The organism is Halovibrio salipaludis (genome assembly GCF_002286965.1).
Taxonomy (GTDB): Bacteria; Pseudomonadota; Gammaproteobacteria; order Pseudomonadales; family Oleiphilaceae; genus Halospina; species Halospina salipaludis.
Genome location: NZ_NSKD01000010.1, coordinates 26931 through 52989, shown reverse-complemented (window position 1 = coordinate 52989; position 26059 = coordinate 26931). Strand labels below are relative to the sequence as shown.

At 60.2% G+C, this 26059-nt stretch carries 20 protein-coding genes, 1 tRNA gene and 2 pseudogenes; 15 read left to right on the top strand and 8 right to left on the bottom strand.

From position 1 onward, the window contains the following. Positions 1-3: 3 nt before the first annotated feature. Positions 4-1065, bottom strand: coding sequence for a tRNA (adenosine(37)-N6)-threonylcarbamoyltransferase complex transferase subunit TsaD (gene tsaD, locus CK501_RS15230; protein WP_095618600.1), 1062 nt, complete (start codon positions 1063-1065; stop codon positions 4-6). A gap of 157 nt (positions 1066-1222) precedes the next feature. Between tsaD and rpsU the strand changes: the two genes are divergently transcribed. The 6 genes from rpsU to CK501_RS15200 all read left to right on the top strand — a co-directional run bounded on the left by rpsU (position 1223) and on the right by CK501_RS15200 (position 8433). Further along, on the top strand, positions 1223-1438 hold the full coding sequence (gene rpsU / locus CK501_RS15225) for a 30S ribosomal protein S21 (protein ID WP_077529332.1): 216 nt from the start codon (positions 1223-1225) through the stop codon (positions 1436-1438). A gap of 51 nt (positions 1439-1489) precedes the next feature. Continuing rightward, positions 1490-3232 (top strand): DNA primase, encoded by a 1743-nt coding sequence (gene dnaG / locus CK501_RS15220; RefSeq protein WP_095618599.1) that lies wholly within the window; start codon positions 1490-1492, stop codon positions 3230-3232. A gap of 163 nt (positions 3233-3395) precedes the next feature. After that, the gene (gene rpoD, locus CK501_RS15215) at positions 3396-5246 is read left to right on the top strand and encodes an RNA polymerase sigma factor RpoD (RefSeq protein ID WP_095618598.1); all 1851 of its coding nucleotides are present in this window, start codon (positions 3396-3398) and stop codon (positions 5244-5246) included. 57 nt (positions 5247-5303) lie between these two features. Beyond that, positions 5304-5380: transfer RNA gene (locus tag CK501_RS15210), tRNA-Ile, on the top strand. 180 nt (positions 5381-5560) lie between these two features. Continuing rightward, positions 5561-6763, top strand: coding sequence for a tyrosine-type recombinase/integrase (locus CK501_RS15205; RefSeq protein ID WP_095618597.1), 1203 nt, complete (start codon positions 5561-5563; stop codon positions 6761-6763). 522 nt (positions 6764-7285) lie between these two features. After that, positions 7286-8433 (top strand): IS3 family transposase gene (locus CK501_RS15200; protein ID WP_408607579.1). Its coding sequence is split into 2 segments (ribosomal slippage): positions 7286-7523 and positions 7523-8433, totalling 1149 coding nucleotides; the frame shifts between segments, so codons are not numbered across the junction. Here CK501_RS15200 and CK501_RS15195 read toward each other — a convergent pair. Together CK501_RS15195 and merR are read right to left on the bottom strand one after the other, a co-directional pair. Next, a pseudogene (locus CK501_RS15195) lies at positions 8426-9183 on the bottom strand (transposase); the annotation flags it as partial. The gene CK501_RS15200 and the pseudogene CK501_RS15195 sit on opposite strands and share 8 nt — an antisense overlap. A 76-nt stretch (positions 9184-9259) precedes the next feature. Beyond that, the gene (merR, locus tag CK501_RS15190; protein WP_095618595.1) at positions 9260-9694 is read right to left on the bottom strand and encodes an Hg(II)-responsive transcriptional regulator; all 435 of its coding nucleotides are present in this window, start codon (positions 9692-9694) and stop codon (positions 9260-9262) included. A gap of 74 nt (positions 9695-9768) precedes the next feature. On the opposite strand from merR, the gene merT reads away from it, so the two are divergent. The 9 genes and pseudogenes from merT to CK501_RS17290 form a co-directional block, all read left to right on the top strand. Further along, entirely contained in the window at positions 9769-10119 is a 351-nt protein-coding gene (merT, locus tag CK501_RS15185; protein WP_095618635.1) for a mercuric ion transporter MerT, read from the top strand. Positions 10120-10132: 13 nt separating this feature from the next. Further along, positions 10133-10429: a mercury resistance system periplasmic binding protein MerP gene (gene merP / locus CK501_RS15180; protein WP_095618594.1), complete on the top strand. Its 297-nt coding sequence runs from the start codon at positions 10133-10135 to the stop codon at positions 10427-10429. Between the two features lie 2 nt (positions 10430-10431). Further along, positions 10432-11829 carry a mercury(II) reductase gene (merA, locus tag CK501_RS15175; RefSeq protein ID WP_095618593.1) on the top strand — a complete coding sequence of 466 codons (1398 nt, stop codon included), beginning with the start codon at positions 10432-10434 and terminating at the stop codon, positions 11827-11829. A gap of 761 nt (positions 11830-12590) precedes the next feature. Continuing rightward, positions 12591-14129 carry a hypothetical protein gene (locus CK501_RS15170; RefSeq protein WP_143421453.1) on the top strand — a complete coding sequence of 513 codons (1539 nt, stop codon included), beginning with the start codon at positions 12591-12593 and terminating at the stop codon, positions 14127-14129. 583 nt (positions 14130-14712) lie between these two features. Beyond that, positions 14713-14934, top strand: a complete 222-nt coding sequence (locus CK501_RS15165) for a helix-turn-helix transcriptional regulator (protein ID WP_095618591.1) — start codon at positions 14713-14715, stop codon at positions 14932-14934. A 166-nt stretch (positions 14935-15100) separates the two neighbouring features. Next, entirely contained in the window at positions 15101-15877 is a 777-nt protein-coding gene (locus CK501_RS15160; protein WP_095618590.1) for a protein rep, read from the top strand. A 172-nt stretch (positions 15878-16049) separates the two neighbouring features. Further along, complete coding sequence (locus CK501_RS15155; RefSeq protein WP_095618589.1) at positions 16050-16958, top strand: protein rep; 909 nt, start codon at positions 16050-16052, stop codon at positions 16956-16958. Positions 16959-17298: 340 nt separating this feature from the next. Next, on the top strand, positions 17299-17430 hold the full coding sequence (locus tag CK501_RS17125) for a hypothetical protein (RefSeq protein WP_269844209.1): 132 nt from the start codon (positions 17299-17301) through the stop codon (positions 17428-17430). 120 nt (positions 17431-17550) lie between these two features. Beyond that, positions 17551-17622, top strand: a pseudogene (locus tag CK501_RS17290) (ectoine synthase); the annotation flags it as partial. A gap of 21 nt (positions 17623-17643) precedes the next feature. Here CK501_RS17290 and CK501_RS15140 read toward each other — a convergent pair. From CK501_RS15140 to CK501_RS15120, 5 genes are read right to left on the bottom strand one after another with little or no spacing between them, the layout of a single operon-like run. Continuing rightward, positions 17644-19920: a heavy metal translocating P-type ATPase gene (locus tag CK501_RS15140; RefSeq protein ID WP_095618587.1), complete on the bottom strand. Its 2277-nt coding sequence runs from the start codon at positions 19918-19920 to the stop codon at positions 17644-17646. A 34-nt stretch (positions 19921-19954) separates the two neighbouring features. Then, positions 19955-20155, bottom strand: coding sequence for a hypothetical protein (locus CK501_RS15135; RefSeq protein ID WP_095618586.1), 201 nt, complete (start codon positions 20153-20155; stop codon positions 19955-19957). Positions 20156-20200: 45 nt separating this feature from the next. After that, entirely contained in the window at positions 20201-23296 is a 3096-nt protein-coding gene (locus CK501_RS15130) for an efflux RND transporter permease subunit (RefSeq protein ID WP_095618585.1), read from the bottom strand. Then, positions 23289-24779, bottom strand: coding sequence for an efflux RND transporter periplasmic adaptor subunit (locus tag CK501_RS15125; RefSeq protein ID WP_095618584.1), 1491 nt, complete (start codon positions 24777-24779; stop codon positions 23289-23291). The genes CK501_RS15130 and CK501_RS15125 overlap by 8 nt, the downstream gene beginning before the upstream one ends. Further along, positions 24776-26014, bottom strand: a complete 1239-nt coding sequence (locus CK501_RS15120; RefSeq protein ID WP_095618583.1) for a TolC family protein — start codon at positions 26012-26014, stop codon at positions 24776-24778. The genes CK501_RS15125 and CK501_RS15120 overlap by 4 nt, the downstream gene beginning before the upstream one ends. Positions 26015-26059: the final 45 nt, after the last annotated feature.

The following is a 26059-nucleotide window of genomic DNA, read 5'->3' as shown; positions in this document are numbered from 1 at the left end:
GCATCACACGGTCTGGCGCAGGCCCTCGAGGCGGACTTCCTCCAGCCCGGGCAATTCGGTCAGGGGCCAACGCGGCACGGCCAGCATCTCGGTGCCATCCCGCTGCCCAGCAACCAATCGCTCATGGCCGGCATAGGCGATCATCGCGCCGTTGTCCGTGCAGAAATCCAGGCGCGGGAAGAACAGTTCCGCCTGATGGCTTCCCTCAAGCGCCGTCAGCCGCTCCCGCAGCGCCCGGTTGGCACCGACACCGCCTGCCACCACCAGACGCCGCACTCCGGTCTGCTCCATGGCCCGACGACACTTGATCGCGAGCGTATCCACCACGGCCTGCTCAAAAGCCAGGGCCACGTCCGCGCGCAGGGTCTCGTCCGCACCCTCAGGGCCCGCTTCGTCACGCAGCGTATTGCGGGTGTAGGTCTTGAGGCCACTGAAGCTGAAATCCAGCCCCGGCTTGCTGGTCATCGGCCGCGGAAAACGGAAACGCCCCGGGGTTCCGGAAAGCGCCATCTTCGCCACCGCCGGCCCACCGGGATAGCCCAGGCCCAGCATGCGTGCCGCCTTGTCGAAGGCCTCCCCGGCCGCGTCATCCACGGACTCACCCAGCAGCTCATAGCGCCCGAGTGCTTCAACCTTCACCAGCTGGGTATGCCCGCCGGACACCAGCAGGGCTATAAAGGGGAACGCCGGCGCCCGCTCCTCCAGCATGGGGGCCAGCAGGTGCCCCTCCATGTGATGGACGCCGAGCACCGGCACATCCAGCCCGCGCGCCAGTCCGTGGGCAAAGGTACTGCCCACCAGCAGCGCGCCGATCAACCCGGGGCCGGCGGTGTAGGCAATGGCGTCGATGTCCTCCCGGCCACAGCCGGCCTCATCGAGGACGCGCTCACACAGAGGCAGCAGCCGGCGGATGTGATCGCGGGACGCCAGTTCCGGCACCACGCCACCGTAGGCGGCATGCGCCGCCACCTGGCTGTGCAGGGCATGGGCCAACAGACCGTCATTGCTGTCGTAGAGGGCAATGCCGGTTTCGTCGCAGGAGGTTTCTATACCGAGTACGCGCATGATCACCGCTTCCTGAAGAACGCGCACAGTGTACCAGAGCGGAAAGCCACGCCCTCTCTTTACAGCACCGGATCGAATGCGTAGACTTGCGGATCCTGAAAAGGCAGTGCCTTTAGAGCATCAATCTGACAACGGATTTTAAGGTAGGTGATTTCGCATGCCCGCTGTGAAAGTGAGAGATAACGAACCGTTTGACGTGGCCCTTCGCCGCTTCAAGCGCTCCTGTGAAAAAGCGGGGGTTCTTTCGGAAGTGCGTCGTCGTGAGCACTATGAGAAGCCCACCGAGGTGCGCAAGCGCAAGCGAGCCGCGGCGGTGAAGCGTCATCTCAAGAAACTGCAGCGTGAACAGAAGCGCTTCGAGCGCTATTACTGATCACCCGGACGCCCGCCTCGAGCGGGCGTTCCTGCTTTGGGGACCGGAACCATGGCCGGCATGATCCCCCAGACCTTCATTGAGACCCTGCGCGACCGGGTCGATCTGGCCGAGATCATTGGCCAGCGCATCCCCCTGAAGAAATCCGGCGGCAACTACAAAGCCTGCTGCCCTTTCCACGACGAACGTACGCCATCCTTCAATGTCCGCCCGGACAGGGGTTTCTACCACTGTTTCGGCTGTGGCGCCCACGGCGATGCCATTGCGTTCCTGCAGGAATACGAGAACCAGAGCTTCACCGAAGCCGTCGAGGCGCTGGCCGCCCACCTGGGTCTCGAAGTGCCCTACGACCAGGCGACCCGCGAAACCATGAAGCGCAGCCAGAGTCTGACCGGCGCCCTTGAGGAAGCCACCCGCTTCTACCGCGACTCCCTACGGAATCACCCCTGGAGCAGCCTGGCACGGGATTACCTGGCCAACCGCGGCGTCAGCGAGGACATGATCGAGCGCTTCGCCCTCGGGTTCGCACCGCCGGAAGGGGACGCCCTGGCCAAACGGGTGAATGGTGAAACCCGCAGCGCCCTGCTCACGGTCAAGGCCCTGAACGAGCGCAACGGCCAGGTCCGGGATCTCTTCCGCAACCGGCTGATGTTCCCCATCCGCAACACCCGGGGCCGCACCATCGCCTTTGGCGGGCGCACCCTGGGCGATGACAAGGCCAAGTACATCAACTCCCCGGAATCCGAGGTCTACCACAAGAGCCGTGAGATCTACGGGCTCTACGAGGCCCGCCAGGCCTCGCGCCAGCTGGATTCACTGCTGGTGGTGGAAGGCTACATGGACGTCATCGCTCTGGCGCAGATGGGCATCGGCAATGCGGTGGCGGCCTCAGGCACAGCCACCAACGAAGAGAGCCTCCAGACCCTGTTGCGCGCCTCGCACCACCTGATCTTCTGCTTTGACGGGGACACTGCCGGCTATCGCGCCGCGGACAGGGCCATGGAGAACCTCTTGGCCATGCTCGAAGATGGCATGCACATCCAGTTCCTGATGCTGCCGGAAGGCGAGGATCCGGATTCACTGGTGCGCACCGAGGGCGGTGAGGCATTCAGCCGGCGCATGGAGGCGGCCACGCCGCTGTCCCGCATGCTGTTCGAGCGCCAGGGTGAAGGCCTGGACCTCAGTCTGGCCGAGCACCGGGGGGAGCTGCGCAGCCGCGTGGAACCCATGCTTCGTCGCATGCCCCGTTCCGCCATCCGGGATGCACTCTGGGAAGAACTCCAGCGCCTGACCCGCCGCTCACCCGGTGGCCGGGGCGACAGGCGCGGCAACAGTGCCGACCAGCCCCACCATGTACAGCAACAACACGCCGGCCAGCCGGCCATGGCGCTGGACCGGGATACCCTGCTGGCCCTGGCGCTCTATTACGAGCCACCGCTGGCCTCCGAGGTGACAGCCGTACCGCAGGCGGCCAGCCATTACCCTTCCGCCCATGCATTCGCGCAATGGATCCTCGAGAGCGGGATTGAGTCGCGCAGTACCCTGCTGGCGGAAATGGCTTTCTCCGCGCCGGCCCGGGAGCGCTTCGCGGGGCTGTTCAACCGTATCGAGCACTTCCCGGAACACGAACCACTGCTTGCGGATGCGCGGCATATGCTCGGCCGTGCACGTTCCCGACAGCAGGCCCGGCAGGCGAGCGAGATCCTGGCCGGGCGCAAGCCCAGCGAGCTTACCGAAGAAGAACGCCAGGAGCTCCAGCGCCTGCGTGAGAACCGCCTGCGGGATACACACTGAAACGAAGCATTGAAATCCGGCGGTGTCGTCCCCAGATTAAGCGGGCAGCTGGTGGCCGAAGTGACAGCCGATAGCGGAATCCACTGACTGGCAGAACGGATGAGTCGTGGCTATAATGCTCGATTCATCTTGCCCCAGACAATACCGAGCCCAAAGGGTGACTATGTCAGCCAACTCCCAGAAATCGCGACTCAAGGATCTCATTGCTCGTGGCAAGGAGCAGGGATACCTGACCTACGCCGAAGTCAATGACCACCTGCCGGAGGATATCGCTGATCCGGATCAGGTGGAAGACATCATCCAGATGATCAATGACATGGGCATCCAGGTGACCGAAGAAGCCCCGGACGCCGATGACCTTCTGATCACGGATGGTGATTCCTCCGCGGACGAAGCCGCGGCCGCCGAAGCCGCCGCCGCCCTGGCCGCCGTGGAGAGCGATGCCGGGCGTACCACCGACCCGGTTCGCATGTACATGCGCGAGATGGGCTCCGTTGAACTGCTCACCCGCGAGGGCGAGATCGTCATCGCCAAGCGCATCGAGGAAGGCATCCGCGATGTGATGGCCGCGGTCGCCCACTTCCCGGGCACCGTTGCCGCAGTGATCAACAACTACGACAACATCGTCGAGAACGAAGGCCGCATCAGCGACCTGGTCTCCGGCTACCTCGATCCCGAAGGCGAGGAACCCGAATTCCCGGCAGCCGCCAGCGCGCCTTCCACGTCCGAAACGGCGGAAGGCGCGGACGGTGATTCCGAGGAAGACGAAGAGGACGAGGCCGAGGAAAGCTCCGACGGCGGCCCGGATCCGGAGGAAACCCGCCAGCGTTTCGACATGCTGCGGGACCGTCTGAACACCGCCATGGACGCCGTGACCAAACACGGCCGATCCAGCCAGGAAGCCCAGAAGGCACTGGAAGAGCTCGGCAAGGTTTTCGCGCCCTTCAAGCTGAGCAATCGCCATTTTGACGAGATGGTCAACGTCGTACGCTCCACCAACGACATGGTGCGCCAGCACGAACGCAGCGTTATGGCCATCTGCGTGCAGGAATGCGGCATGCCGCGCCGTGAGTTCATCAAACAGTTCCCAGGCAATGAGACCAACCTCAACTGGGCCGAGGAACTGGGCAGCAGCGATCGCAAGTACGCCAAGGCCATTGGTGAGCGCGCCAACGACATCGTGCGCCTGCAGAAGAAGATCGCCAACGTCGAGGAAGGCGTGGGCCTGGATGTCAGCGACATCAAGGAGATCAACCGCCGCGTTTCCATCGGCGAGGCCAAGGCCCGCCGTGCCAAGAAGGAAATGGTGGAGGCCAACCTGCGCCTGGTGATCTCGATTGCGAAGAAGTACACCAACCGCGGCCTGCAGTTCCTGGACCTGATTCAGGAAGGCAACATCGGCCTGATGAAGGCGGTGGACAAGTTCGAGTACCGGCGTGGCTACAAGTTCTCGACCTACGCCACCTGGTGGATCCGCCAGGCGATCACCCGCTCCATCGCGGACCAGGCGCGGACCATCCGCATCCCGGTCCACATGATCGAGACCATCAACAAGCTCAACCGGGTTTCCCGCCAGATGCTGCAGGAAATGGGCCGCGAGCCGACCCCGGAAGAGCTTGGCGAGCGCATGGACATGCCCGAGGACAAGATCCGCAAGGTGCTCAAGATCGCCAAGGAACCGATCTCCATGGAGACGCCCATCGGCGACGACGAGGACTCGCACCTGGGCGACTTCATCGAGGACATCCTGGCACTCTCTCCGGTGGACTCGGCCACGGCCGAAGGCCTGAGCGAAGCCACGAAGGGCGTACTCTCCGGGCTGACCGCGCGCGAGGCCAAGGTGCTGCGCATGCGCTTCGGTATCGAGATGAACACCGACCACACTCTCGAGGAAGTCGGCAAGCAGTTCGATGTGACCCGCGAGCGCATCCGCCAGATCGAAGCCAAGGCGCTGCGCAAGCTTCGCCACCCCTCCCGCTCCGATCACCTGCGCAGCTTCATAGACGAAGGCTGACCCGGGTGGCGGGCGCCAGCCGCTCCGGCTAGAATGGCGCCCGCACCTTCCCTTTCCGGGCCTGTAGCTCAGTTGGTCAGAGCAGAGAACTCATAATTCTTTGGTCGCTGGTTCGAGTCCAGCCAGGCCCACCACCCTCCCTTCCACTAAAATCTACCCAGATCCATAAACCGTAAAAAATACAGACATTTACACCACTTCCGAGACGCCCATAGACATCGATAGACCCCAGTGGACACGCAATAACTTGGGGGTATAATTGGGGGTATAACGCCAAAGACCCGAACCCCTTATACCCCCAACTGGTAAAAACTGTGACAACACGGGCACTTAACAAGCTAAACGACACAGCCATCAAGAAAGCGACGTTTGAGCGCCTCGGCGGAACCAAAAAACTGTCCGACGGTGGTGGCATGTATTTGCATGTCCAACGTCATGGGCGCTACTGGCGGCTAAAGTACCGTTTTGACCAAAAGGAACGCACGCTAGCTCTGGGCGTATATCCCGATGTGTCACTCAAGCAGGCTCGAGCTAGACGGGATGAGGCCCGCCAACTACTGGCAGAAGGCATAGACCCCCAAGTTCATCGCGCGAAATTGAAACAGGAACGGGAGGCACGCAATGCCAACACCTTCGAGGCGGTTGCGCGGGACTGGTTTGAAACCATCCATAAGCCCAGAAAAGAAGCCACATACACCAAGAAGAACTGGAACAGGCTTCGTAATCACGTATTCCCATTGCTCGCGAAACGCCCTATCGCCGAGATCCAACCCCCCGAAGTCCTGGAAGTTCTCCGGCGCATTGAGAGAAAAGGGTACACAGACAACGCCCACCGCGTTAAAGGACTGATCAGTAACGTCTTTCGCTACGCTGTGAGCGAAGGACGGGCCAACTCCGATGTCACCAGGGACCTCAGAGGGGTTCTCGCCTCAGCTAAGCCCGAACACTTTGCAGCTTTAGCAACCCCTGATGAGGTAATACCGTTGCTCAAGGCAATGGAGGGCTACCGGGGCCAACCAACTACTTGGGCGGCACTTCAACTTTCAGCCCTACTTTTCACGCGACCAGGCGAGTTAAGGACAATGCGCTGGTCGGATGTGGATCTCACACGAGCCCAATGGATAGCCCCCAAAACAAAAAACAACACATCACTCATGGTTCCCCTTGCGAATCAGGCTATATCGCTCCTCGAGGAGCTACTACCACTGACAGGGCGCTTTGAGTTCGTGTTCACAGGGAGTGGTAGACCGAATCGACCGATGTCCGAGAACACGGTCAACCTGGCCCTAAAAACGCTGGGATTCGAGGGACAGATGACGGCCCATGGATTTCGCGCAATGGCGCGGACGATGCTGGTAGAGCGCCTCGGGTACCCCGAAAATATTGTTGAAATGCAGCTCGACCACAAAGTCCCCGATGTGCACGGTCGAGCGTACAACCGTGCTCAATGGATCGAAGAGCGGCAGGAAATGATGCAGCGGTGGGCGGATTACCTGGACGAACTTAAGCAAACCTGAAAACGACCAACCGGCGCTTGGTCCCCGGACTTGCCGGCGTTTCTCAGGATTCGATAAAGCCACTATCGGAATCCTCATGCACCCTCTTGGTGCCGCTCACCCAGTGAATTATGTGTTGAGCCTGCCTCCGATGTAATCCGATGACGTGCCACCGTGGAATCTCACGTACCGGCAATATCGAGAGGGCTAGGCTTGTGGCCACCACTGTATCCATGAAAGCTTTCAAAAAGATATGTTATACCGTACTTTATAAAGCAGATCCAATAACTGGGCCATGCTCGGTAATGACGCACTATCCGGAGAAATAAAAGCAATGAAAGCCACGAAAGACCAACTGTGCGCTTCCTGCTCAGGGCTTTGTGTTTGCTACTGCCTGCGGACGCCCCTGCTGGTGAGCTCGGCTCGCTTTAGCGTCGGGATAGCTGTATAGCATCGAAAAGGCCCAAACTAGCGGTTGGCAAGCCCCCGATACAGTAGACACCTGAGAGCGTTACACTAACGCAAAGCCAGCAGGTGTTGAGAATGAGCGGGCAGCGCTATTCCGAAGAGTTCAAGATTGAAGCGGTCAAACAGGTGACCGAACGGGGCCACAAGGTCTCCGATGTGTGCCGGCGGTTGGGAGTGACCTCCGGCAGCCTCTACAAGTGGATCAAGCACTACGGTGATACCGACAGCCAACACCAACAGATCAGTGATCAGCAGGCCGAGCTGCGGCGCATGAAAGCGGAACTGCGCCGGGTTACTGAAGAGCGGGACATCCTAAAAAAGGCCGCAGCGTTCTTTGCCAAGGAGTCCGAGTAAAGTATCGCTTCATCAGGGCTCACCAGCAGCAGTTCCCTGTCCGGGCCATGTGCCGGGTTCTCAACGTCCATTTCAGCGGTTTCTATGCGTGGCTGCATAACCCGGAAAGCCCCCGCACCAAAGCGAATCAGCGGTTGCTGGGACTCATCAAGCAGTCCTGGCTGGAGAGCGGCTGTGTCTACGGTTATCGCAACATCACCCTGGATTTGAAAGACCTGGGGGAGCAATGCAGCAAGAACCGGGTGTACCGCTTGATGCGCCGCGAAGGAATCCGGGCGCAACGGGGCTACAAGCGCCACAGGGGGTATTACGGCGGCAAGCCGGCCCACGTGGCGCCCAACCACCTCAACCGGGATTTTCAGGCCAGCAGCCCGAATGAGCGGTGGGTCAGCGACATCACCTACATCCGCACCCATGAGGGCTATCTGTACCTGGCCACGGTGGTGGATCTGTTTTCCCGCCAGGTTGTGGGGTGGTCCATGAAACAGCGAATGTCCACGGATCTGATCATGGACGCGCTGCTGATGGCCTCATGGCGGCGGCGCCCTAAACAGACCGTTCTGATCCATTCCGATCAGGGGGCCCAATACACCAGTCGGGAATGGCAGCACTTTTTGAAAGAGCACAATCTGGCGCCGAGCATGAGCAGGCGCGGCAACTGTCACGACAATGCAGTGGCCGAAAGCTTCTTCTCACTACTGAAGAGTGAGCGGATCAAGCGCCGGATCTACAAAGACCGGGAAACGGCCCGGCGCGACATCTTCGATTACATCGAGATGTTCTATAACCCCATCAGGCGACACGGCACCAACGGCGGTCTGTCTCCGATGGAGTTTGAAAAGCAGTACTTTGAGGGGTATCCGGATTAAGTGGTAGATGGAGCCCCTTGCGGACCTTCTCCAAGGCCTCGTTGGCCATTCGCGCGATGTGGAACTTATCGACCACAATGCGAGCCTGCGGCAGTACCGCCTGGACAGCACGGCGGTAGGGTTTCCACATATCCGTGCTGACGATCTCGACCTGGTGGCGCTCGGTCATGCTCATGAGGCGCCTAGTCACCGCGTCCTGCTGGCGATCGGGCAGCAGGTCCAGTAGGGTGCGCTCCTCCAGGTTGGTCAAGATGCAGCGGTAGCGGCCGTTCAGGTACAGCTCGTCGATCTCCAGGCAGTGGGGGGGCTCGAAGCGATGCAAGGCTGCTAGGAATTTAGCCTTCTTCTTGAAGATCTCGCGGGCAGCCCTCTCGTCGAGGTCCGTGGTATCAGCCACGTAGGCGTAGGGGTGATCGAAGGCTTCCTTCTCGACATGGTTGTAAAGCCTCCGCGTCATGCGGTGATCGTCTAAAATTTGTGGAAGAACTGGCCGGAATCTCCCTCCACACGCCCGACACATGTAGCGGCGACGGACCACCCAGAGGGTGACCCGCTTTCCGTAGATGGGTAGGGCGCGATAGGCCACATCGCGTTTGCCGAACCTGACAAACTCACTCTCAACGGGGCATTCCTCGCAAGCTAGAGGCTCAGGAGCTCTTCGACCTGGTAGTGGAGATCATGCTCTTCCATTTTGGTGCCCAGGACTTGGTACTCAGCAAGCTGAAGGATGTTGTCGGGCAAGCTGGTCATGCAAACTTTCCTTGTCGACGTCGTCCATAGATGATCACGACTCTTTGACCGCGTTGTTTTCTATGAACTGGCTGAGTTACTCCCTTGGGTCTTCTGCTCCTCTGAGCCCTCCATGCAATGAGGCAATCAACGGGCAGGTGACATTGCCCTGCTGGGCGTGGCACCGACTGACCATTTCACTCAGCACCTTCTCAATCCGCTGAAGCCTGTCAATCTTCCCACGAACGTCCTGCAGCTTGTGTTCGGCCAGCGCACTGGCTTCCCGGCAATGGGCGCCGTCTTCCAGCTGCAGCAGGTCGCTGACCTCGTCAAGGCTGAAGCCCAGATGTTGCGCTGTTTTCACGAACGTCAGCCGTTCTATGTCAGCGGATCCATAACGCCGAATGCCACCGGGAGGACGTTCCGGTTCCCGTACCAGACCCCGTCGCTGGTAATAGCGGATGGTCTCGACATGGATATTGGTCGCTTTCGCCAGCTCGCCGATGGTCAATACGTTCGCCTTATCCGGCATGGGTCTTGACTCCGTAGTTGACTACGGGAGTAACGTTAGCTCAACAGAACTCGATAATGAAAGAGGCAAGCACTATGTCATCGAAGAAATCGGGGAGTGGTCCCCTGGCCGCCGGGGGAATAGCGGCAATTCTGGCATCGGCCTGCTGTCTCGGGCCCCTCGTTCTGATCATGTTGGGCGTTTCCGGCGCTTGGATCGGGAATTTGACTGCCCTGGAACCCTACCGCCCCATTTTCATCGGTATTGCGCTGGTGGCCATGTTTTTCGCCTGGCGCCGGATTTTCCGGGCCCGGGAAGCATGCGAGCCGGATGAGGTGTGTGCCGTACCCAGAGTCCGAATGGCCTATAAGGCGATATTCTGGGTAGTGGCAGTGTTGGTGCTCCTCGCTCTTGTATTCCCTTATTTTCTTCCCCTGTTCTATTGAAAGGAGCTTTCCCATGACGATACGTCTTATCCTGGCACTGTTTATTGGCCTGCTCAGTTTACCTGCCCCGGCCGCCATGAAGACCGTGACGCTCTCGGTACCGGGCATGACCTGCGCCGCCTGTCCGATAACAGTCGAGACCGCTCTCAATAATATCGAAGGCGTCTCGCAGGCTGACGCCAGCTATCCGGATCGGGAGGCGAAGGTCACCTTCGATGACGCCGAAACCTCGGTTGAAGCGTTGACCCAGGCGACGGCCAATGCCGGCTATCCCTCCACCGTAAAAACAGAAAAAACGGATAAGGAGTAATTATGGAACACCAACACATCGCCGTGATCGGCAGCGGCGGCTCCGCCATGGCGGCAGCCCTCAAGGCGGTGGAACGCGGCGCCCGGGTCACACTGGTCGAACGCCACACCATCGGTGGGACCTGCGTGAACATCGGCTGCGTGCCCTCGAAGATCATGATCCGGGCGGCGCAGATTGCCCACCTGCGCCGGGAGAGCCCGTTTGACAACGGCATCACGGCGAGGCCGCCGGCCATCGACCGTGCCCGTCTTCTGGAGCAGCAACAGGCCCGCGTTGACGAGCTGCGCCACGCCAAATACGAAGGCATTCTGGCCGATAACCCGAATATCCAGGTTCTGGAAGGCGAGGCCCGGTTCGTGGATGGCCGGACCCTGAGCATCCGCAACCGCCACGGCAAGGACCAGCACCTGACCTTCGACCAGGCCTTTATCGGCACCGGCGCCCGACCCGCGATTCCCGACATTGAGGGCCTGGCGGAAACGCCCTACTGGACCTCGACCACCGCCCTGGAAAGCGAATGGATTCCGCCGCGCCTGGCGGTGATCGGCGCCTCGGTGGTGGCCGTGGAGCTGGCCCAGGCCTTCGCGCGGCTTGGCAGCGAGGTGACGGTGCTGGCGCGCAGCTGCCTGCTGTCCCGTGAGGACCCGGCGGTGAGCGAGGCGCTTGAGGCGGCTTTCCGCGCCGAAGGCATCAGGGTCCTCAACAACACACAGGCCAGCCAGGTCCGCTACGGGAATTCCGAATTCACACTGGAGACCACGGCCGGCCCGCTTCACGCCGAGCAGTTGCTGATCGCGGCGGGACGCACGCCCAATACCCAAGCCCTGAACCTGGAGGCCGCTGGTGTGACGGCCCCGGACGGGATGGTTGAGGTGGACGACCATCTGCAGACCAGCGCACCCGGAATCCGGGCCGCCGGCGACTGCACCAATCAGCCCCAGTTCGTGTACGTGGCCGCGGCCGGCGGAAGCCGGGCCGCGATCAACATGACCGGAGGTGACGCCCGACTGGATCTCAGCGCCATGCCGGCGGTGGTCTTCACGAACCCGCAGGTGGCCACCGTGGGGCTCACCGGGCATGCCGCCTGCCAACAGGGCATTGAGACGGACAGCCGCACCCTGGCCCTGGAAAACATACCCCGGGCTCTGGCCAATTTCGATGACCGTGGTGTCATCAAGATGGTGGCCGAACGCGACAGCGGCCGACTTCTGGGGGTTCAGGCGGTGGCGGAGAACGCGGGCGAGCTGATACAAACGGCAGTGATGGCGCTGCGCGCCCGGATGACCGTGGACGACGTCGCCGACGAACTCTTTCCGTACCTGACCATGGTGGAAGGGCTCAAGCTCTGCGCCCAGACCTTCACCAAGGATGTGGCGGAGTTGTCCTGCTGTGCTGGGTGAATGATATGAGCGTAACCATGGTGCCACCCCCATGGTCGTTGGGCATGGACACCACAGGAAGTCCTGTCACGATGAACACAATAGTACCCAATTGCGGGATGATGTGGGCGATGGGCTGGATGACGCCAATGATCGGAGTTGCCCTACTACTGCTGCTGGTCCTGGGCATCGCCTGTTTGATTACGTATTTACTCTCTAGCAGGTGAGCGTACTGAACGAACCATCAACCAGCTAATCTGTTGTGGGTAGACCTTGTCGGCAACCTTTCTATCTCGCACACCAACCAAATAATCCGGATACCCACTTTGAGCAGCTCTCAGGTGTCTAGAATATCGGGGGCTTGCCAGGTCAGGAATCCAGTCCACACCGGCAATGTCGTTACCGATGCAGCCAAAGACGGCCTTACGGTCATTATTGTCGAAGCTCTTGTCAAAATGATTCAAGTCGCTGACGGTAGACGTCTCGCTCTGAGACTTGGTAAGCCCCAGACCGAATGGTTTTACTTCAGCTGCACCGGTTATTGCCCATGAGCCAAGCGGATGGAACGGTAGGCCATGGTGCAAAGCGCGAAGGGGATAAGGCATACTGAATGCCGAATACATTTTTGCGATTGAAAAGCAGTTACTATGGCTCCTAGTCGTTTTCCAGACACCAAGCGACCGCAACTAGATAGAGATTCTGGATCGCCTAAGTGGAATGGTGGCAAGCCGCCGCAGTCTTTGTCGTCATCAGCTAGGTCAGAGCCCCCTAAAGTGAATCAATTGGCACCGCAGCAGCAACCGGCAGCGCTCCCTGAAGCCAGTAGCGGTAAAACGTCTCGAGACTATCGCCAGAACAAGGTTGACCGTGTCAGTAATCTGCTATTTAACCGATATTATCGGGTTGTTAATGAAACGAATAGTGTTCTACTTTTTGATACCCATACCGGAGAGGTGGTGCCTGAAGTTATCGACGCGATTGAGGCACCGATAGCGACATATTACCGAGATAATTACCCGGGGGAAGTGTCGAAAGGAGACATTAAACGTGCGCTTGACCATTTTGGTCAGAGAATCACACCTTTGCTAGTACCGATATACTTCGGTCGGGCTGGCTATAATCCAAAGACCCAGGAGCGTTTTATCGACGCTGGACCGGGAAACTGCTTCACTTTTAAACCCGGTGAGATGCATTTCTATGCAGGGACTGTTCAGCCAATGATTCGCCCCGCGCACAGCTACTGCTTCCCCGACCTGAGCCATATTGGCAACAATCACCCCGCGCTGGTTAATCAACTATTTGATTGCACGCTGTTATCAAGTGAATCCGATTTGCTGGTCGTTGCCTGGATGGTCTTGTGTTGGATGCCGGACAAAAAGCAGGTCATGCTAGAAATCTTAGGCACTCCTTCTGCTTCAATGGAACAGGCGCATCGGCAAGTCAAGACCGCAGTGGACCCAGCAACGACGACTTGGCAAGAAGACGTCCCGAGCAATGTCAAACAGTTTAATAACTTAGCGCTCAAGCACTACCTCCTGAGCTTTAATCAAGTCGAAGCTCTCACGCCAACTCAGCAAGATCATATCTTCAGCCTGATGCGGGGTAAGCAAATCCAGTGGCAATGGAAGGACAAAAAGGTAGCTGCGGAAATTACTGCCCAGTGCCCGGTGATGCTTAATAGCACGGAAAGCGTTGCGACAACGCCAAAGCTCGCCGATGCGACCTTGAGCGTTGAAGTGGAAGAAGACAATCTTCAACCCACCATGCCAGGACAAATGACATCCATGGACCCGGCAATCGTGGCCGGCTTGCTACTGATATTCGGATACGTCAATTCTCAGTGGACACAGATGGAATATCGCAAGGAGTTTGATCATCACGGTGGCTTGGCCGATCTCTGTCGCGTAGGGGTATTGGTAGCAGAATACTTGCGCCAAGATAAAGATGCGTTTTGGCAGCAATTCCGGCTCAATCAGCAAGGTCGGCGTGAGTTCGAGCTGGAAGAGTCGCCTGTCGCAACTGCCGTGGCTCAGGCGCTAGCTGCTGAACCATCGGGGGTGTTGGATCTGTCAGTCACGGACTGGAAGACACGCTTGGAGGAATATCGCCCCAAAAAAGAGGATTCTTCCGAAAAGAGACCCTCTGAAAAAGAACCTTCGACCGATATGTGGCCCACCACCCCAAGGGGGTTGGGATCAAAATTCAATCAGATAAAACCCCTGCTACGTGAATTTGGGATCTCCCTGACCTCGAGTGGGCAGCGAGGTCCCAGGCGGTACTGGCGGGCCGAACAGACGACGACGCCCGTTATGGATGAATGAGAATGAATCTGGTATGGGCATGACGTTGTGACATTAAACTTTAAGAAATTGCGAAAATAAGCATCATTACTAGCTATTTCAGCATATTCTTGCTTTTCAATGTCATTATGTCATGCCATGTCACACCTCCACTCACCGCCTTGATAGGGGCGTACCCGGTTCCAGCGCCATCCGCTGACACGCCAGCCCCCTGATCAATGCTCCGGCCTCAGCACCGCTTGTCGGCCGCTGCTCACCCACCGCCTTTGCTCACCCCCTGGATGATGACCAAACCATCGCCGACCGAGTCAGCCAGAGCAGGGCTGAACAGCAAAGCCGGAAAGCTCACAAACCAAGTCCTGACCACCCCTAGCGCAAGGGATTTAAACCAACACCCGCTGCCCGTGCCAGGACTAAGCACTACTTCCGCCAGGGGACATTTCTCGTTTTTGGGGTGACACCATATCTGCGAAGCCACCTCGAGCAAGAAGCAGGAGTCCGCGACAGGTCTCTATGTGAGTCGCATTGCCTGGCTCCTGCGTCGGATTTTCATCTGAGACAGCACCCTCCGATCCAATGAGCGGACTAACCATAGGAGACCCTCATGAGGATCATCAGATTACGCGAAGTCATGGAATTCACCGGCCTGGCACGCTCCACCATCTATAAGTACGTCGAAGCAGGCACCTTCCCACAGCCCGTGCCGCTCGGTGGACGTTCGGTTGGTTGGGTCGAACAGGAAGTTGAGGAGTGGGTACTCGCCCGCATTGAAGAGCGAGACGCCGCCGGCAGCACCCCAGCAACACCACTCCAATCAATCGGCTAGTTCACAGCCCCTTCTGACCCGCCTCCGTTCCGGAGCCCCGATCAACGCCGTGTGACGACACACTATCGCGGACCTCCCCGCACACCCTGCTGTGGCCCTACCACAAGCAGCTGCATCCGCATGTCAGTCACACCTGCGCCCAACGATTGTCATGGGAGTTGTCACAATGACCGTCATTCAAGAAACGAAGGATGTATTCACGCCCCAGAACGTTAAAGCCGCCGCGCTGCAACTCGCTGAACACCTCTCCCAAGATCCCTGGGCCCGAAAGGACGCTGCGCAGATCCACAACTGTGCGCTTCGGACCAGAGACACCAGCCAGCAAGGTTGCCATCACCCCCACTGCCCCATCTGTCAGCACCAGAAGGCCTATAACCACGGGAACCAGATAGACTGCATGTTCCGGGAGGAGCCTTGGCAAGGCGACAGCCGGTGGGTTGTCGTTACTTTCTCTGTGCGTCAGTGCCAAGTGACCGAGCTCAGCGAATGCCTGGAGGCCATGAAGGTCGCTTTCCGGCGCATGACCCGTAGGCGGTTCTGGAAACGTCGTGTCCAGGGTGCTCTACGTGTCTTGCGGGTGGACCAGGGCTTCAGCGATGCCAATATCGCTCACCCGCGTTTCGAGTGCGTTCTGCTACTCCGACCGGATGTTTCTAAAGATCCAGCCGGCTTCCGGGAGGATCTCTGGAACAACCTGTGGCGGGATTGCTTTAGGGAGGACTTCATTGCCGAAGTACATCCGGACAACGTGGAACCGATCGAACAGGAGGTTCGTACCCAGGTTAAACACGCCACGATTCGAGCTTTGAGGCCACGCACACCCCCTACGTCCCCTGGGTGGCTCCTGAACGCCATGCCTCAGATGGACTCGTTCAGGTGGATGGAAAATTTTGGGGTTCTGCGCCGTCTCACGACAGGCGCCTACGCTCCTAATGCGATGTAAGTCCCTGCTTTATATTTATTATTAGAAACCTTTTCACTACTCCATAACTCCTTCGACACCCTTCCATCAGGTCATTTTTTAACCGGTTTATTCGGGCAATTTCAGAGTCGCAACACCGAATCAGACCCTGTTTGCAGATAAATGGCCACCGATCAATCACGAGGAGCACGCAATGAATCAATTCAACGATCACCAAGAGAACAAAAGCCTGATCAGCCTTGAAAAATACAAACCAATTGCTGACGACACAGCGGGTGTCTTCTCAGCAGACCACCGCTACCGCAAAGAGGCCACCCGTCTTCAGGAGTGTGCCAGTAACGTCCGCATCCACCTCAATCCATCCCAAGAGCCAACAAACACCACGTGGTACTGCAAGCATCGCCATTGCCCGATTTGCCAGAACCGCTTTTCAGCCCGATGGAGAGTTCGTCTGCAGTGGATTCTGCGAACCATGCGCGCAGAAGGCTATAAACCGCATTGGCTGTTCCTGACACTGACAGTGCGTAATTGCCCAGTGACCGAACTGAGATCCCAAATCCAGGCGATGAACAAGGCCTTTAGTCGTTTGACCGATCGCCATGCCTTGCGACATGTGCACGGTTCCGTCCGGTTCCTGGAAGTGGATCAAGGCCAGGACGACCCGGAGACAGCGCACCCGCATTTCCACTGCCTGTTACTCGTGGCACCGACGATGCGCGGCGGTAAGGATTACCTCTCACGGGATCGTTGGGCGCAACTCTGGAAAGAGTCCCTCCAGGTCCATTACACGCCGGAGGTCGATGTCCAGCGACTGAACCCGGAAGGCCAATCTGTGGATGAGGAAGTGTTAAGACGGCTTTCCTATTCCACCAAACCTCGAGTGACCATTCCGGAACCTGCGTGGTTTCTGGAGATGGTCGAGCAACTGCACCACACACAACGCGCGATCGTCACAGGCCAGCTTAAGCACTGGACCGAGCGCTTCAAAGCGGCCAACCAGGATTGGCACATCAATGAGCTCAATGTTGACCCTGAAAGTGATCCCCATAAACGTTACCGCTGGGATCCAGATCAAGGCTCCTACGTGGAAATGTCGAGTTAATCCCGTCACAACTCAAGTGGATCATCGGAGTGAACCTCCTTTCGATCAAATCCAAGAGACAGTGCTTCGAAAGGCTCTCAACTCTCACGTATCGACACAATTGGAGGCTTACAAAGGAGACAGAGGGAGGACGGTCTTTATGTGCATTGTGTTGTCGGTGCGTCGGTCAGGCTCTGTCGTCGTGTAACTGGAATCCCAGCGATGCTAACGCATTCGGAAAGTCCGATTGCTGTGTGGCCCAGAAACCAAGATAACCATAGTCGGCGGGAACTGCTGGATTAGCCAGGAACCACTCAGCCATAATCACCGTCGGTACCGCCGTGGCTTCACAAAGGTTCTCATGGCAGAGCGCGATTGTCCGGGGTTTGCCGCCTTGCATGAACTCGGCTTCGAGGACGAGGCCGAACGGTGGGCGGCTGAACCGGCGCATGGCATTGATGAAAAACTCATGGCGTTTGGTTTTGGGCGTTAGCTTGAGAAGATTGTTCCTGACCCCGTTTCAGATCGGCCATTACCCAGCCCTGCCTGTAAGGCCTCAACGAACACAACTGTCTCATGCTGCGCAGCGGCACCGAGGACATGCGCCTGATGCACCTTCAACCCGCCGGTAACCGGCCGTGAAGTGCATGACAAGGACGGCGCCTACCTGCCCGACGAAAGCTGAGCCGGGCAGGCCTCGCCGGCGTCACCGGCGCTCTTCTCCGAACCGATGACGCCGCAGCAGAATCGAGTTGCCGATGACCGACAGGGAACTGGCGGTCATCGCAACCACCCCGATCATCGGGTGCAACAGCCCCGCCGCCGCAATGGGAATGGCCGCCAGGTTATAACCACTTGCCCACAGAAGGTTCTGGACGATCTTACGGAACGTCGCCTTCGACAGCTCCATGGCATCCACCACGGCCGACAACTGCCCCCGCACCAGCGTGATATCCGCCGCCTCAATCGCCACATCGGCGCCAGCCCCAATGGCTATGCCGACGTCCGCCTGGGTCAGTGCCGGCGCATCGTTGATGCCGTCCCCGACCATGGCCACATGGGAACCGAAGCGGGACTGGAACTCGCGCACGGCCTCCACCTTGCCATCCGGAAGGACACCGGCCTGGACTTCATCAATGCCCACTTCCCGGGCCACTGCCTGGGCGGCCCGTTCGTTGTCGCCGGTGATCATGACCACGTGCAGACCCATTGCATGCATACCTTCAATGGCACGGGCGGAGTCCTCCTTGATGCCGTCGGCGACCGCCACCAGGCCGAGCGCCTTCCCGCCAGCAGCCACGATCACGACTGTACGACCATTTGATTCCAGCCTTGCCAGGTCGTCATCAAGGGCTTCCAGCCCCGTGACGCCGTCCTCCTCCAGCAGGCGTCGATTGCCGATCAGCACTTTCTGATCACCCACCATACCGGTTACACCCCGGGCCCCGGTGGAGCTGAACGACTGCACGTCGCCCGGTTCCAGTCCACGCTCCCGGGCACCCGCTACGATAGCCTGTGCAATGGGGTGTTCCGAGGCATTCTCCACCGTCTGCGCCAGCTGCAGCACCTCGGTCTCATCACTGTCCGGTCCTGCCACCACATCGGTCAGTTCCGGTTCACCCCGAGTGATGGTCCCCGTCTTGTCCAGCACCACAACCTTCAGGTCCTTGATGGCCTGTATGGCTTCCCCGGAGCGGATCAGGATGCCCCGCTCGGCGCCCATGCCGGAACCAACCATCAGCGCCGTGGGTGTGGCCAGACCCAGGGCACAGGGACAGGCGATAACCAGAACGGCAATGGCGGCCAGCAGCGCCAGGATCAGCGGCGTTGCCCCCGCATCCACCCAGGGCAGGAATCCCGCGCCCCAGTCCAGGACCGGGCGAAGGGTCTCGGGCATAAGCAACCAGGCGCCGAACGCCAGCACCGCAATAGCGAGCACCGCCGGAACAAAGCGCGCGGTCATGCGATCGGCAAACTCCTGGATGGGCACACTGCTGCCCTGGGCTTCTTCGACCATGCGCACCACCTGGGCCAGGAAGGTCTCGTCGCCAAGCCGGTCCGCCTTGACCCGCAGCCGCCCTTCCTTGTTGATGGTGGCGCCGATCACCGAATCACCCGCTTCCTTGGGAACAGGCACCGATTCCCCCGTGGCAATGGACTCATCCACGTGGCTTTCACCATCCACCACTTCGCCGTCCGTGGGAATCTTCTCCCCCGGGCGCACGATCATGATGTCGCCGCGCTGCAGCTCCTTGATGCTGACCTCCTCCTCTCGGCCATCCCGCTCGATACGGGCGGTCTTGGCACCCATGAAAATCAGCCGTCGGATCGCGTCGGAAGCGCGCCCCTTCGCCCGGGCCTCCAGGTAACGCCCGACCAGGTGGAAGGTCATGATGGTCGCGGCCATCTCGATGAAGGAGGTCATCGGGTAGATGAATCCCACCAGCCCTAAGAAGTACGGCGGCAGGCTGCCCATGGAAATGAGCACGTCCATGTTGGCCTGGCGGTTCTTCAGCGCGCGCCAGGAGGCACTGTGCGTGGCCGCCCCGCCGAACAGGAACACCACTGGGAAAGCAAGCACCGCGATGATGGCCAGATAGCCGGGAATGGGTTCCATGAGCATGTGCGGCATCATCAGGATCATGATGAGGGTGGTAGGCACCGCCGCAATCCAGAGGTTCTTCTTCGCCTGGCTCAGATAGGCCTCTTCCAGGGCCGCATCGTCGCGCTCCCCGCGCTCGTCACCGCGCCGTACATCGGCCACATCATAACCGGCGTTTTCAACCGTCTGCTTGAGCGTTTCAGCATCCGGTCCGCCCTCGGCCACCGTCACCACAACCCGGTGATTGGCGATGTTGGTGGATACCGTCTCGATGCCCTCCAGTCGCTCAAGACTGGAAGACACAATGCCGGCGCAGTGGTTGCTCCCCATGCCGGGAACACTCAGTTCCACGCTGTTCGTTTGTGCCTGGGCCGTTGCCATCACTCAATCCTCCTTGTTATTGACTGGCGGGACCTCAGTCCCGCCTATCTACAGGCCACTCCGAAAAGGCCAGGAAATAGATGAACCCCAGGTTTACCAGCGGGATCAGGATAAGCAGCGCCAGCGGACCGGGATAACCGGTCCGGGTGGTCAGCTTCCAGAACGGGATCACCAGCAGGGCGCCAACAATCAGCATCCAGATGACCCCTCCAGTATGCATGCCATAATGCATCATCGGTTTTCTCCTTAATTCATTTCTTCTATCCAGTTAGACCGCCACTCAAGCAGCCAGAAAGCGCCGCTTCCAGACCCAGTAAAGCACGGGAATAATCAGCAGCGACACCAGCGGCGCGGTGATCATGCCGCCGACCATCGGCGCCGCGATGCGCTCCATGGCCTCGGATCCCGGCCCGCCACCAATGAGCAGCGGCGTCAGGCCCAACACCACGGTTGCGGAGGTCATGGCCTTGGGCCGCACCCTCAGCACAGCCCCCTCCATGATCGCCTCGCGCAGTTCCCGGCGGCTGTTGGGACTATGGTGATCCACCGCCTCGCCGATGTACATCATCATCACCACTGCAAACTCCGCCGCCAGGCCAATCAGCAGGATGAAGCCAGCACCCACCGCGACGGACAGGTCAAAGCCCAGCCAGTAGACCAGCCAGATGCCCCCCAGTGCTGCAAACGGCAGAGCGCCCATCAGCATCAGCGTCTCCGGGATGCGGCGGAAGCACAGGTACAGCAGCATGAAGATGACCACCAGAGTGAACGGCACCATGTAGCTGAGCTTTTCCTGGGCCCGCTGCATGTATTCGTACTGGCCGGACCAGGTGATGGAGTAGGCCGGCGGCAGGTCCACCTCCTCCGCCACGGCCTTCTGGGCGGCGGCCACATATTCACCCAGCGCCCGGTCCCGCACATCCACGATCACCCAGCCGTTGCGGCGGGCGTTCTCCGAGCGGATCATGGCAGGCCCATCCTCGATACTCACATCCGCCAGGGTTCCGATCGACACCTCATCGCCGGAGGGTGTGACCAGCGGCATATCCCGGATGGCTTCCAGGGAATCCCGTGACGCCTGGGGAAACCGCACGTTGATCGGGTAGCGCTCCAGGCCTTCCACGGTCTCGCCAATGGAAACACCCCCGATGGCCATGCGCACCGCGTCCTGGAGATCCGCCACCCGCACGCCGTAACGGGCGGCCTGACGACGGTCGATATCGATCTCCAGGTAGCGGCCGCTGGCCGTTCGGTCCGCCCTCGCCGAGGCCGTTCCCGGAACATCCTCCAGCGCGGCTTCGATGTCCTCACCGATGCGCTCAATGGTTTCCAGGTCCTCACCGGCGATTTTCACGCCAACGGGTGAGCGGATACCGGTCGATAGCATATCAATGCGGGTCTTGATGGGTTCGACCCAGACATTGGAGACACCGGGAAGGTCCACGGTCCGGTCCAGCTCATCGATGATGTCATCCCGGGTCATGCCATCGCGCCATTCGGATTCCGGGCGGAGCCGGATCAGCGTCTCGAACATCCCCAGCGGCGCCGGGTCCGTGGCGGTCTCTGCCCGCCCCGACTTGCCGAACACCTGCTCGACCTCCGGAACCTCCTGGATCAGACGGTTGGTCTGCTGCAGCACCTGCCGCGCCTTGCCCACGGACACACCGGGGTCAAGGGTCGGCATGTACATGATGTCCCCTTCCGAAATATCCGGCATGAACTCCGTGCCCACCTGGCTGCTCGGGTAGAAACCGGTCATGCCGATGGCCAGGGCAGCCACCAGCGTGATCCACGGGTGACGCAGCAGGCCGCTGAGCACCGGCCGGTAGATGCCGATAAGCAGCCGGCTCACCGGATGGACGGACTCCGGCCGGATTCGGCCACGCACGAGATACCCCATGAGCACCGGAATCAGCGTAATGCCAAGCCCCGCCGAGACGGCCATGGCATAGGTCCCGGTGAACGCGAGCGGATGGAACAGCCGGCCTTCCTGCCCTTCCAGGGCAAACAGCGGGATAAAGCTCACGGTGATGATCAGCAACGCGAAAAACAGCGGCCGGCCGGTTTCCTTGGCGGCCATATAGACCGCATGCCAGTGGTCTTCGCCCGCATGGCGTTTCTCCAGCCGCTTGTGCAAGTTCTCCACCATGACGATGGCCGCATCCACCATGGCGCCAATGGTCACGGCAATACCGCCCAGGGACATGATGTTGGCGGTGATGCCCTGCCAGCGCATGATGGTCAGCGCCACCAGGATGCCGATGGGCAACGCGATGATGGCCACCAGCGCCGAGCGGATGTGGAGCAGGAAAACCGCGCATACCAGCGCAATAATGATGAATTCCTCAACCAGCTTTTTGGACAGGTTATCCACCGAATCCTGGATCAGCCCGGAGCGGTCATAGGTCTCAACAATCTCCACCCCTTCGGGCAGTGACTTTCTGAGCTCCTCCAGCCGTTTCTTCACGTTGCTGATGGTGGCCATGGCGTTCTCCCCGTGGCGCATGACCACGAAGCCACCTACGACTTCCCCCTCACCATCAAGTTCCGCGATTCCCCGGCGCGGCGCCGGACCCAGCCGGATATCGGCCACGTCGTCCAGCATCAGGGGCGTGCCCTCGTCACTGGTGCCAACCGGGACCAGGCCCAGTGATTCCAGCCCGGTGAGGTAGCCCCGGGAACGGACCATGTATTCCGCCTCCGCCATCTCGATGACGGAACCGCCGGCTTCATCGTTGGCCGCCCGGATGGCGCTGCGCACCTTTGACAGTTCCAGCCCATGTGCTCTCATACGGTCCGGATCCAGAACCACCTGGTACTGGCGCACCATGCCGCCCAGGGTGGCCACCTCGGAGACGCCATCCACGGCCTGTAGTTCAAACCGCAGAAACCAGTCCTGGAGACTGCGCAGTTGCGAGAGGTCATGCTCACCGGTGCGATCCACCAACGCGTACTGGTAGACCCAGCCCACGCCCGTGGCATCCGGCCCCAGCTGGGGCTGCACCCCGTCCGGCATCCGCCCCCCGACCTGGCTCAACTGTTCCAGTACCCGGGTGCGGGCCCAGTAGGGGTCGGTGCCGTCCTCGAACAGTACATAGACAAAGGAGTTGCCGAACATGGAAACGCCGCGCACATCCCGTGCCTGGGGCACGGACATCAGGGCGGTGGAAAGCGGGAAGGTCACCTGATCCTCCACCACCTGGGGCGCCTGCCCCTCGTACGGAGTCTGCACAATGACCTGCACGTCGGAGAGGTCCGGAATCGCATCCAGCGGCATATCGCGCATGGACCAGACTCCGTAGACCACCATCACGACGGTCAGCAGCAGTACCAGAAGCCGGTTTTCGAGGGACCACTGAATGATGCGTTCAATCATCACTCGCCTCCTCTTCACGCACCGGCTTCATGCCCGTGATCTCATAGCCATCCCCATCGCGCTCGCGGATGCGGAAACGCATTTCCATGCCGGGCTGCAAATGGCCCTCGTCAACGCCGTCACCAATCCCGAAATTCATGGTCATTGCGGGCCAGTCCCATTCCGGGACGGGGTCATGGGCCAGCTTGACCGTCCCCCGCTCGATATCCAGATCCTTGACCTGGCCCCGCGTCCAGACGTCGGTTTCCGCATCCGGCTCATCAGCATCCGACGCCCCACCAGCGTCCATGCGATCAAGCTCCGCCACCGTCGAGGACTCGGAATCAATCAGGAACTGGCTGGATACCACCACGGATTCATGGGGTTTCACGCCCTCACGGATCACCATCCGATCCCCGATGCGGCGCCCTATGCGGACTTCCCGCACCTGGAAGCTTCCCTCTTCCTGCATGACCACAATGCGATTCTGTTCACCGGTGCGGATCACACTTTCCGCAGGCACATGCACCGCGTCACTGACGGTTTCGCCGTCCAGGGCAACCTGCGTGTACATACCGGGGCGCAGCTCGCCGTCAGCGTTATCCAGTGTCAGGCGGGCCCTCTGGACGCGGCTGTCCGTATCCAGGTTCGGGTAGACGAAATCCAGCTCCGCCTGCCTTTCCCAGCCCGGCCGGAAGGGCAGTGACACACGGGTCGATTGCCCGGTGCGAAGCGCGCCCATCTGCGGTTCAAACACCTCGAGCATCACCCAGACCGAGGACAGGTCCGCAATCTCCATCAGGGTCTGGGAGGGGTTCACATGCATGCCCTCGGAGAAATTCAGTTCCCGGACCACCCCACTCTGGCGGGCCCGCACCGGAACCAGCCGCAGGATGTCACCACGCTGTTCAACCGTGCGGATGTCCTCATCCGCCATGCCCAGTGACCGCAACCGCTGGCGGGCCGAGTCAACGCCCGAGTTGCGGCGGTGGGCCTGCAGCAGCTCCTCCTGGGCGTTCTGCAGGCGTGGCGAATCAGTCCGGAACAGGATCTGCCCCTTGTCGACGGACTCGCCGGTGGTCCGTACCTTCAGGTCTTCCACCCAGCCTTCGGCGCGAACGTGAACGTGCTCCAGCTCGGACTCGTTGTACTCAACAAAGCCCAGGGCATCGACGCCGGGGGTCAGATCGCCCTGTTTCGCCATGGCCGTTCTCACGCCCAGGTTCTGGGTCACCTGCGGCTTGATGCTGACGGTGCCAGGGCTGTCATCCCCCTCGCCTTCTTCCTCATCGCCGGCGTAGACCGGAATGTAGTCCATCCCCATGCTGTCCTTGTCGGGGGTATCCGAGGTAATGGAGGAATCCATGGGGTGGCGGTAGTAGAGAATTTCCCGCTCACCATCACCGCCGCCATTGGCAGCGGTGCCGTGCATCCAGACATAGAGCCCGCCGCTGCCGGCTGCGGCGCCGATCAGAAGGGCCAGAATAAAGAGCCATACTTTCATGGGGTGTCCTCCCCGAGCAGATACAACAGTTGCGCCCTGGCCTGCTTGCGTTCCGTGGTGAGACGCAGCGAGTCCAGACGGGTTTCCAGAGCCAGAAGGCGGGATTCCATCAGGGCGGTGAAGTCGGTAGTGCCAGCGCTGTAAGCCCTTTCCGCCGCTTCGGCGTTCGCGTTGGCCACTTCCAGAAGGCGGTTACGGTAGCGGGCATCGCGCTCGCGGAGCTGCTCCAGGTCCGCCATGGCGGCATTGACCTCGCGTTCCAGTGCCAGCTGGGTTTCATCCCTATGCCGGACGGCGGCTTCACGCTCGGACTGGCGCGCGGACAGGCGACGATCCTGACGATCACCGGTAAACAGGGGCAGATCCACCGAGACCATGGCGCCCAGGCGATGGCGATTGGCCACGGCCGTGTTCGTGCGCACCCCATAGCCAACCTGGACGCTCCATTCGGGCTTGTACGCTTCCTCGGCCAGAGCCACCCCCTGGTCACTGGCACGGATCCGGGCTCGGCTCGCCGCCAGGCGTGGGTGATCCGTCAGGTCCTGGTCCTTCCAGTCAGGAAGTTCGGGAAATCCACCGTCGGGGAGGGGCCGGTAGGCAGCGTCGCCAATCCAGCGCGCCAGCGATGCCTGTGCGCGATCCCGCCTCTGCCTTGCCTGCAGGATCCGGTCTTCCAGACGCTCCAGTTCCAGCTCCGCCCGCATGACGTCCTGGCGCGACACCATGCCGGAGGCGGAGCTGCGCTCCGTCATCGCCACCAGGTTCTCAAACAGGTCGCGGCTGTCCTCGAGCACTTCCTGGCGCCGATGCTCCAGGATCAGCTGCAGGTAGGCATTGCGCGCCTCACGGATGATTTCCTTTTCGCGATTGCCGGCAAGGGCCTTCTTTACGCCAGCCTGCGCCCTCTGTTGCTGACTGCGGTACTGGCGGCTGTCGCCCCGGGGGAAAGTCTGGCGCAGACCCAACTGGATCTGGGTCATTTCGTCCTGCTGGAATCCCGGCCGGTCCAGGGGAAACTGCAAAAGCTCGGTGGTCAGCTGGGGATCCGGAAGTTCTCCCGCCGCAACGGCATCTTCCTCCATGGCCCGCGCTTCGTGTCGGAACCGTTCAATGCCCGGATCCCCGGCTGCACGCTCTTCCACTTCCGCAAGGGTGAGCGGCTCGGCCAACACGTGACTGCCCATGCCGACCAGCCCGAAAAGAAGCCAGGCAGGGCCGATGAATAACATTCTCATGGTGTGATTCTCCTCCAGCCGTCGGGTCCTGAGACTGCGTCAGGC

Excerpts from the sequence above, each read along its gene's own strand:
- dnaG (WP_095618599.1), top strand. The coding sequence starts at position 1,490 with ATGGCCGGCATGATCCCCCAGACCTTCATTGAGACCCTGCGCGACCGG.
- merA (WP_095618593.1), top strand. The coding sequence starts at position 10,432 with ATGGAACACCAACACATCGCCGTGATCGGCAGCGGCGGCTCCGCCATG.
- merR (WP_095618595.1), bottom strand. The coding sequence starts at position 9,694 with ATGCCGGATAAGGCGAACGTATTGACCATCGGCGAGCTGGCGAAAGCG.
- merP (WP_095618594.1), top strand. The coding sequence starts at position 10,133 with ATGACGATACGTCTTATCCTGGCACTGTTTATTGGCCTGCTCAGTTTA.
- CK501_RS15165 (WP_095618591.1), top strand. The coding sequence starts at position 14,713 with ATGAGGATCATCAGATTACGCGAAGTCATGGAATTCACCGGCCTGGCA.
- CK501_RS15140 (WP_095618587.1), bottom strand. The coding sequence starts at position 19,920 with ATGGCAACGGCCCAGGCACAAACGAACAGCGTGGAACTGAGTGTTCCC.
- CK501_RS15155 (WP_095618589.1), top strand. The coding sequence starts at position 16,050 with ATGAATCAATTCAACGATCACCAAGAGAACAAAAGCCTGATCAGCCTT.
- CK501_RS15135 (WP_095618586.1), bottom strand. The coding sequence starts at position 20,155 with ATGATGCATTATGGCATGCATACTGGAGGGGTCATCTGGATGCTGATT.
- CK501_RS15160 (WP_095618590.1), top strand. The coding sequence starts at position 15,101 with ATGACCGTCATTCAAGAAACGAAGGATGTATTCACGCCCCAGAACGTT.
- rpoD (WP_095618598.1), top strand. The coding sequence starts at position 3,396 with ATGTCAGCCAACTCCCAGAAATCGCGACTCAAGGATCTCATTGCTCGT.
- tsaD (WP_095618600.1), bottom strand. The coding sequence starts at position 1,065 with ATGCGCGTACTCGGTATAGAAACCTCCTGCGACGAAACCGGCATTGCC.
- CK501_RS15120 (WP_095618583.1), bottom strand. The coding sequence starts at position 26,014 with ATGAGAATGTTATTCATCGGCCCTGCCTGGCTTCTTTTCGGGCTGGTC.
- CK501_RS15130 (WP_095618585.1), bottom strand. The coding sequence starts at position 23,296 with ATGATTGAACGCATCATTCAGTGGTCCCTCGAAAACCGGCTTCTGGTA.
- rpsU (WP_077529332.1), top strand. The coding sequence starts at position 1,223 with ATGCCCGCTGTGAAAGTGAGAGATAACGAACCGTTTGACGTGGCCCTT.
- CK501_RS17125 (WP_269844209.1), top strand. The coding sequence starts at position 17,299 with ATGGCAGAGCGCGATTGTCCGGGGTTTGCCGCCTTGCATGAACTCGGC.
- CK501_RS15125 (WP_095618584.1), bottom strand. The coding sequence starts at position 24,779 with ATGAAAGTATGGCTCTTTATTCTGGCCCTTCTGATCGGCGCCGCAGCC.
- merT (WP_095618635.1), top strand. The coding sequence starts at position 9,769 with ATGTCATCGAAGAAATCGGGGAGTGGTCCCCTGGCCGCCGGGGGAATA.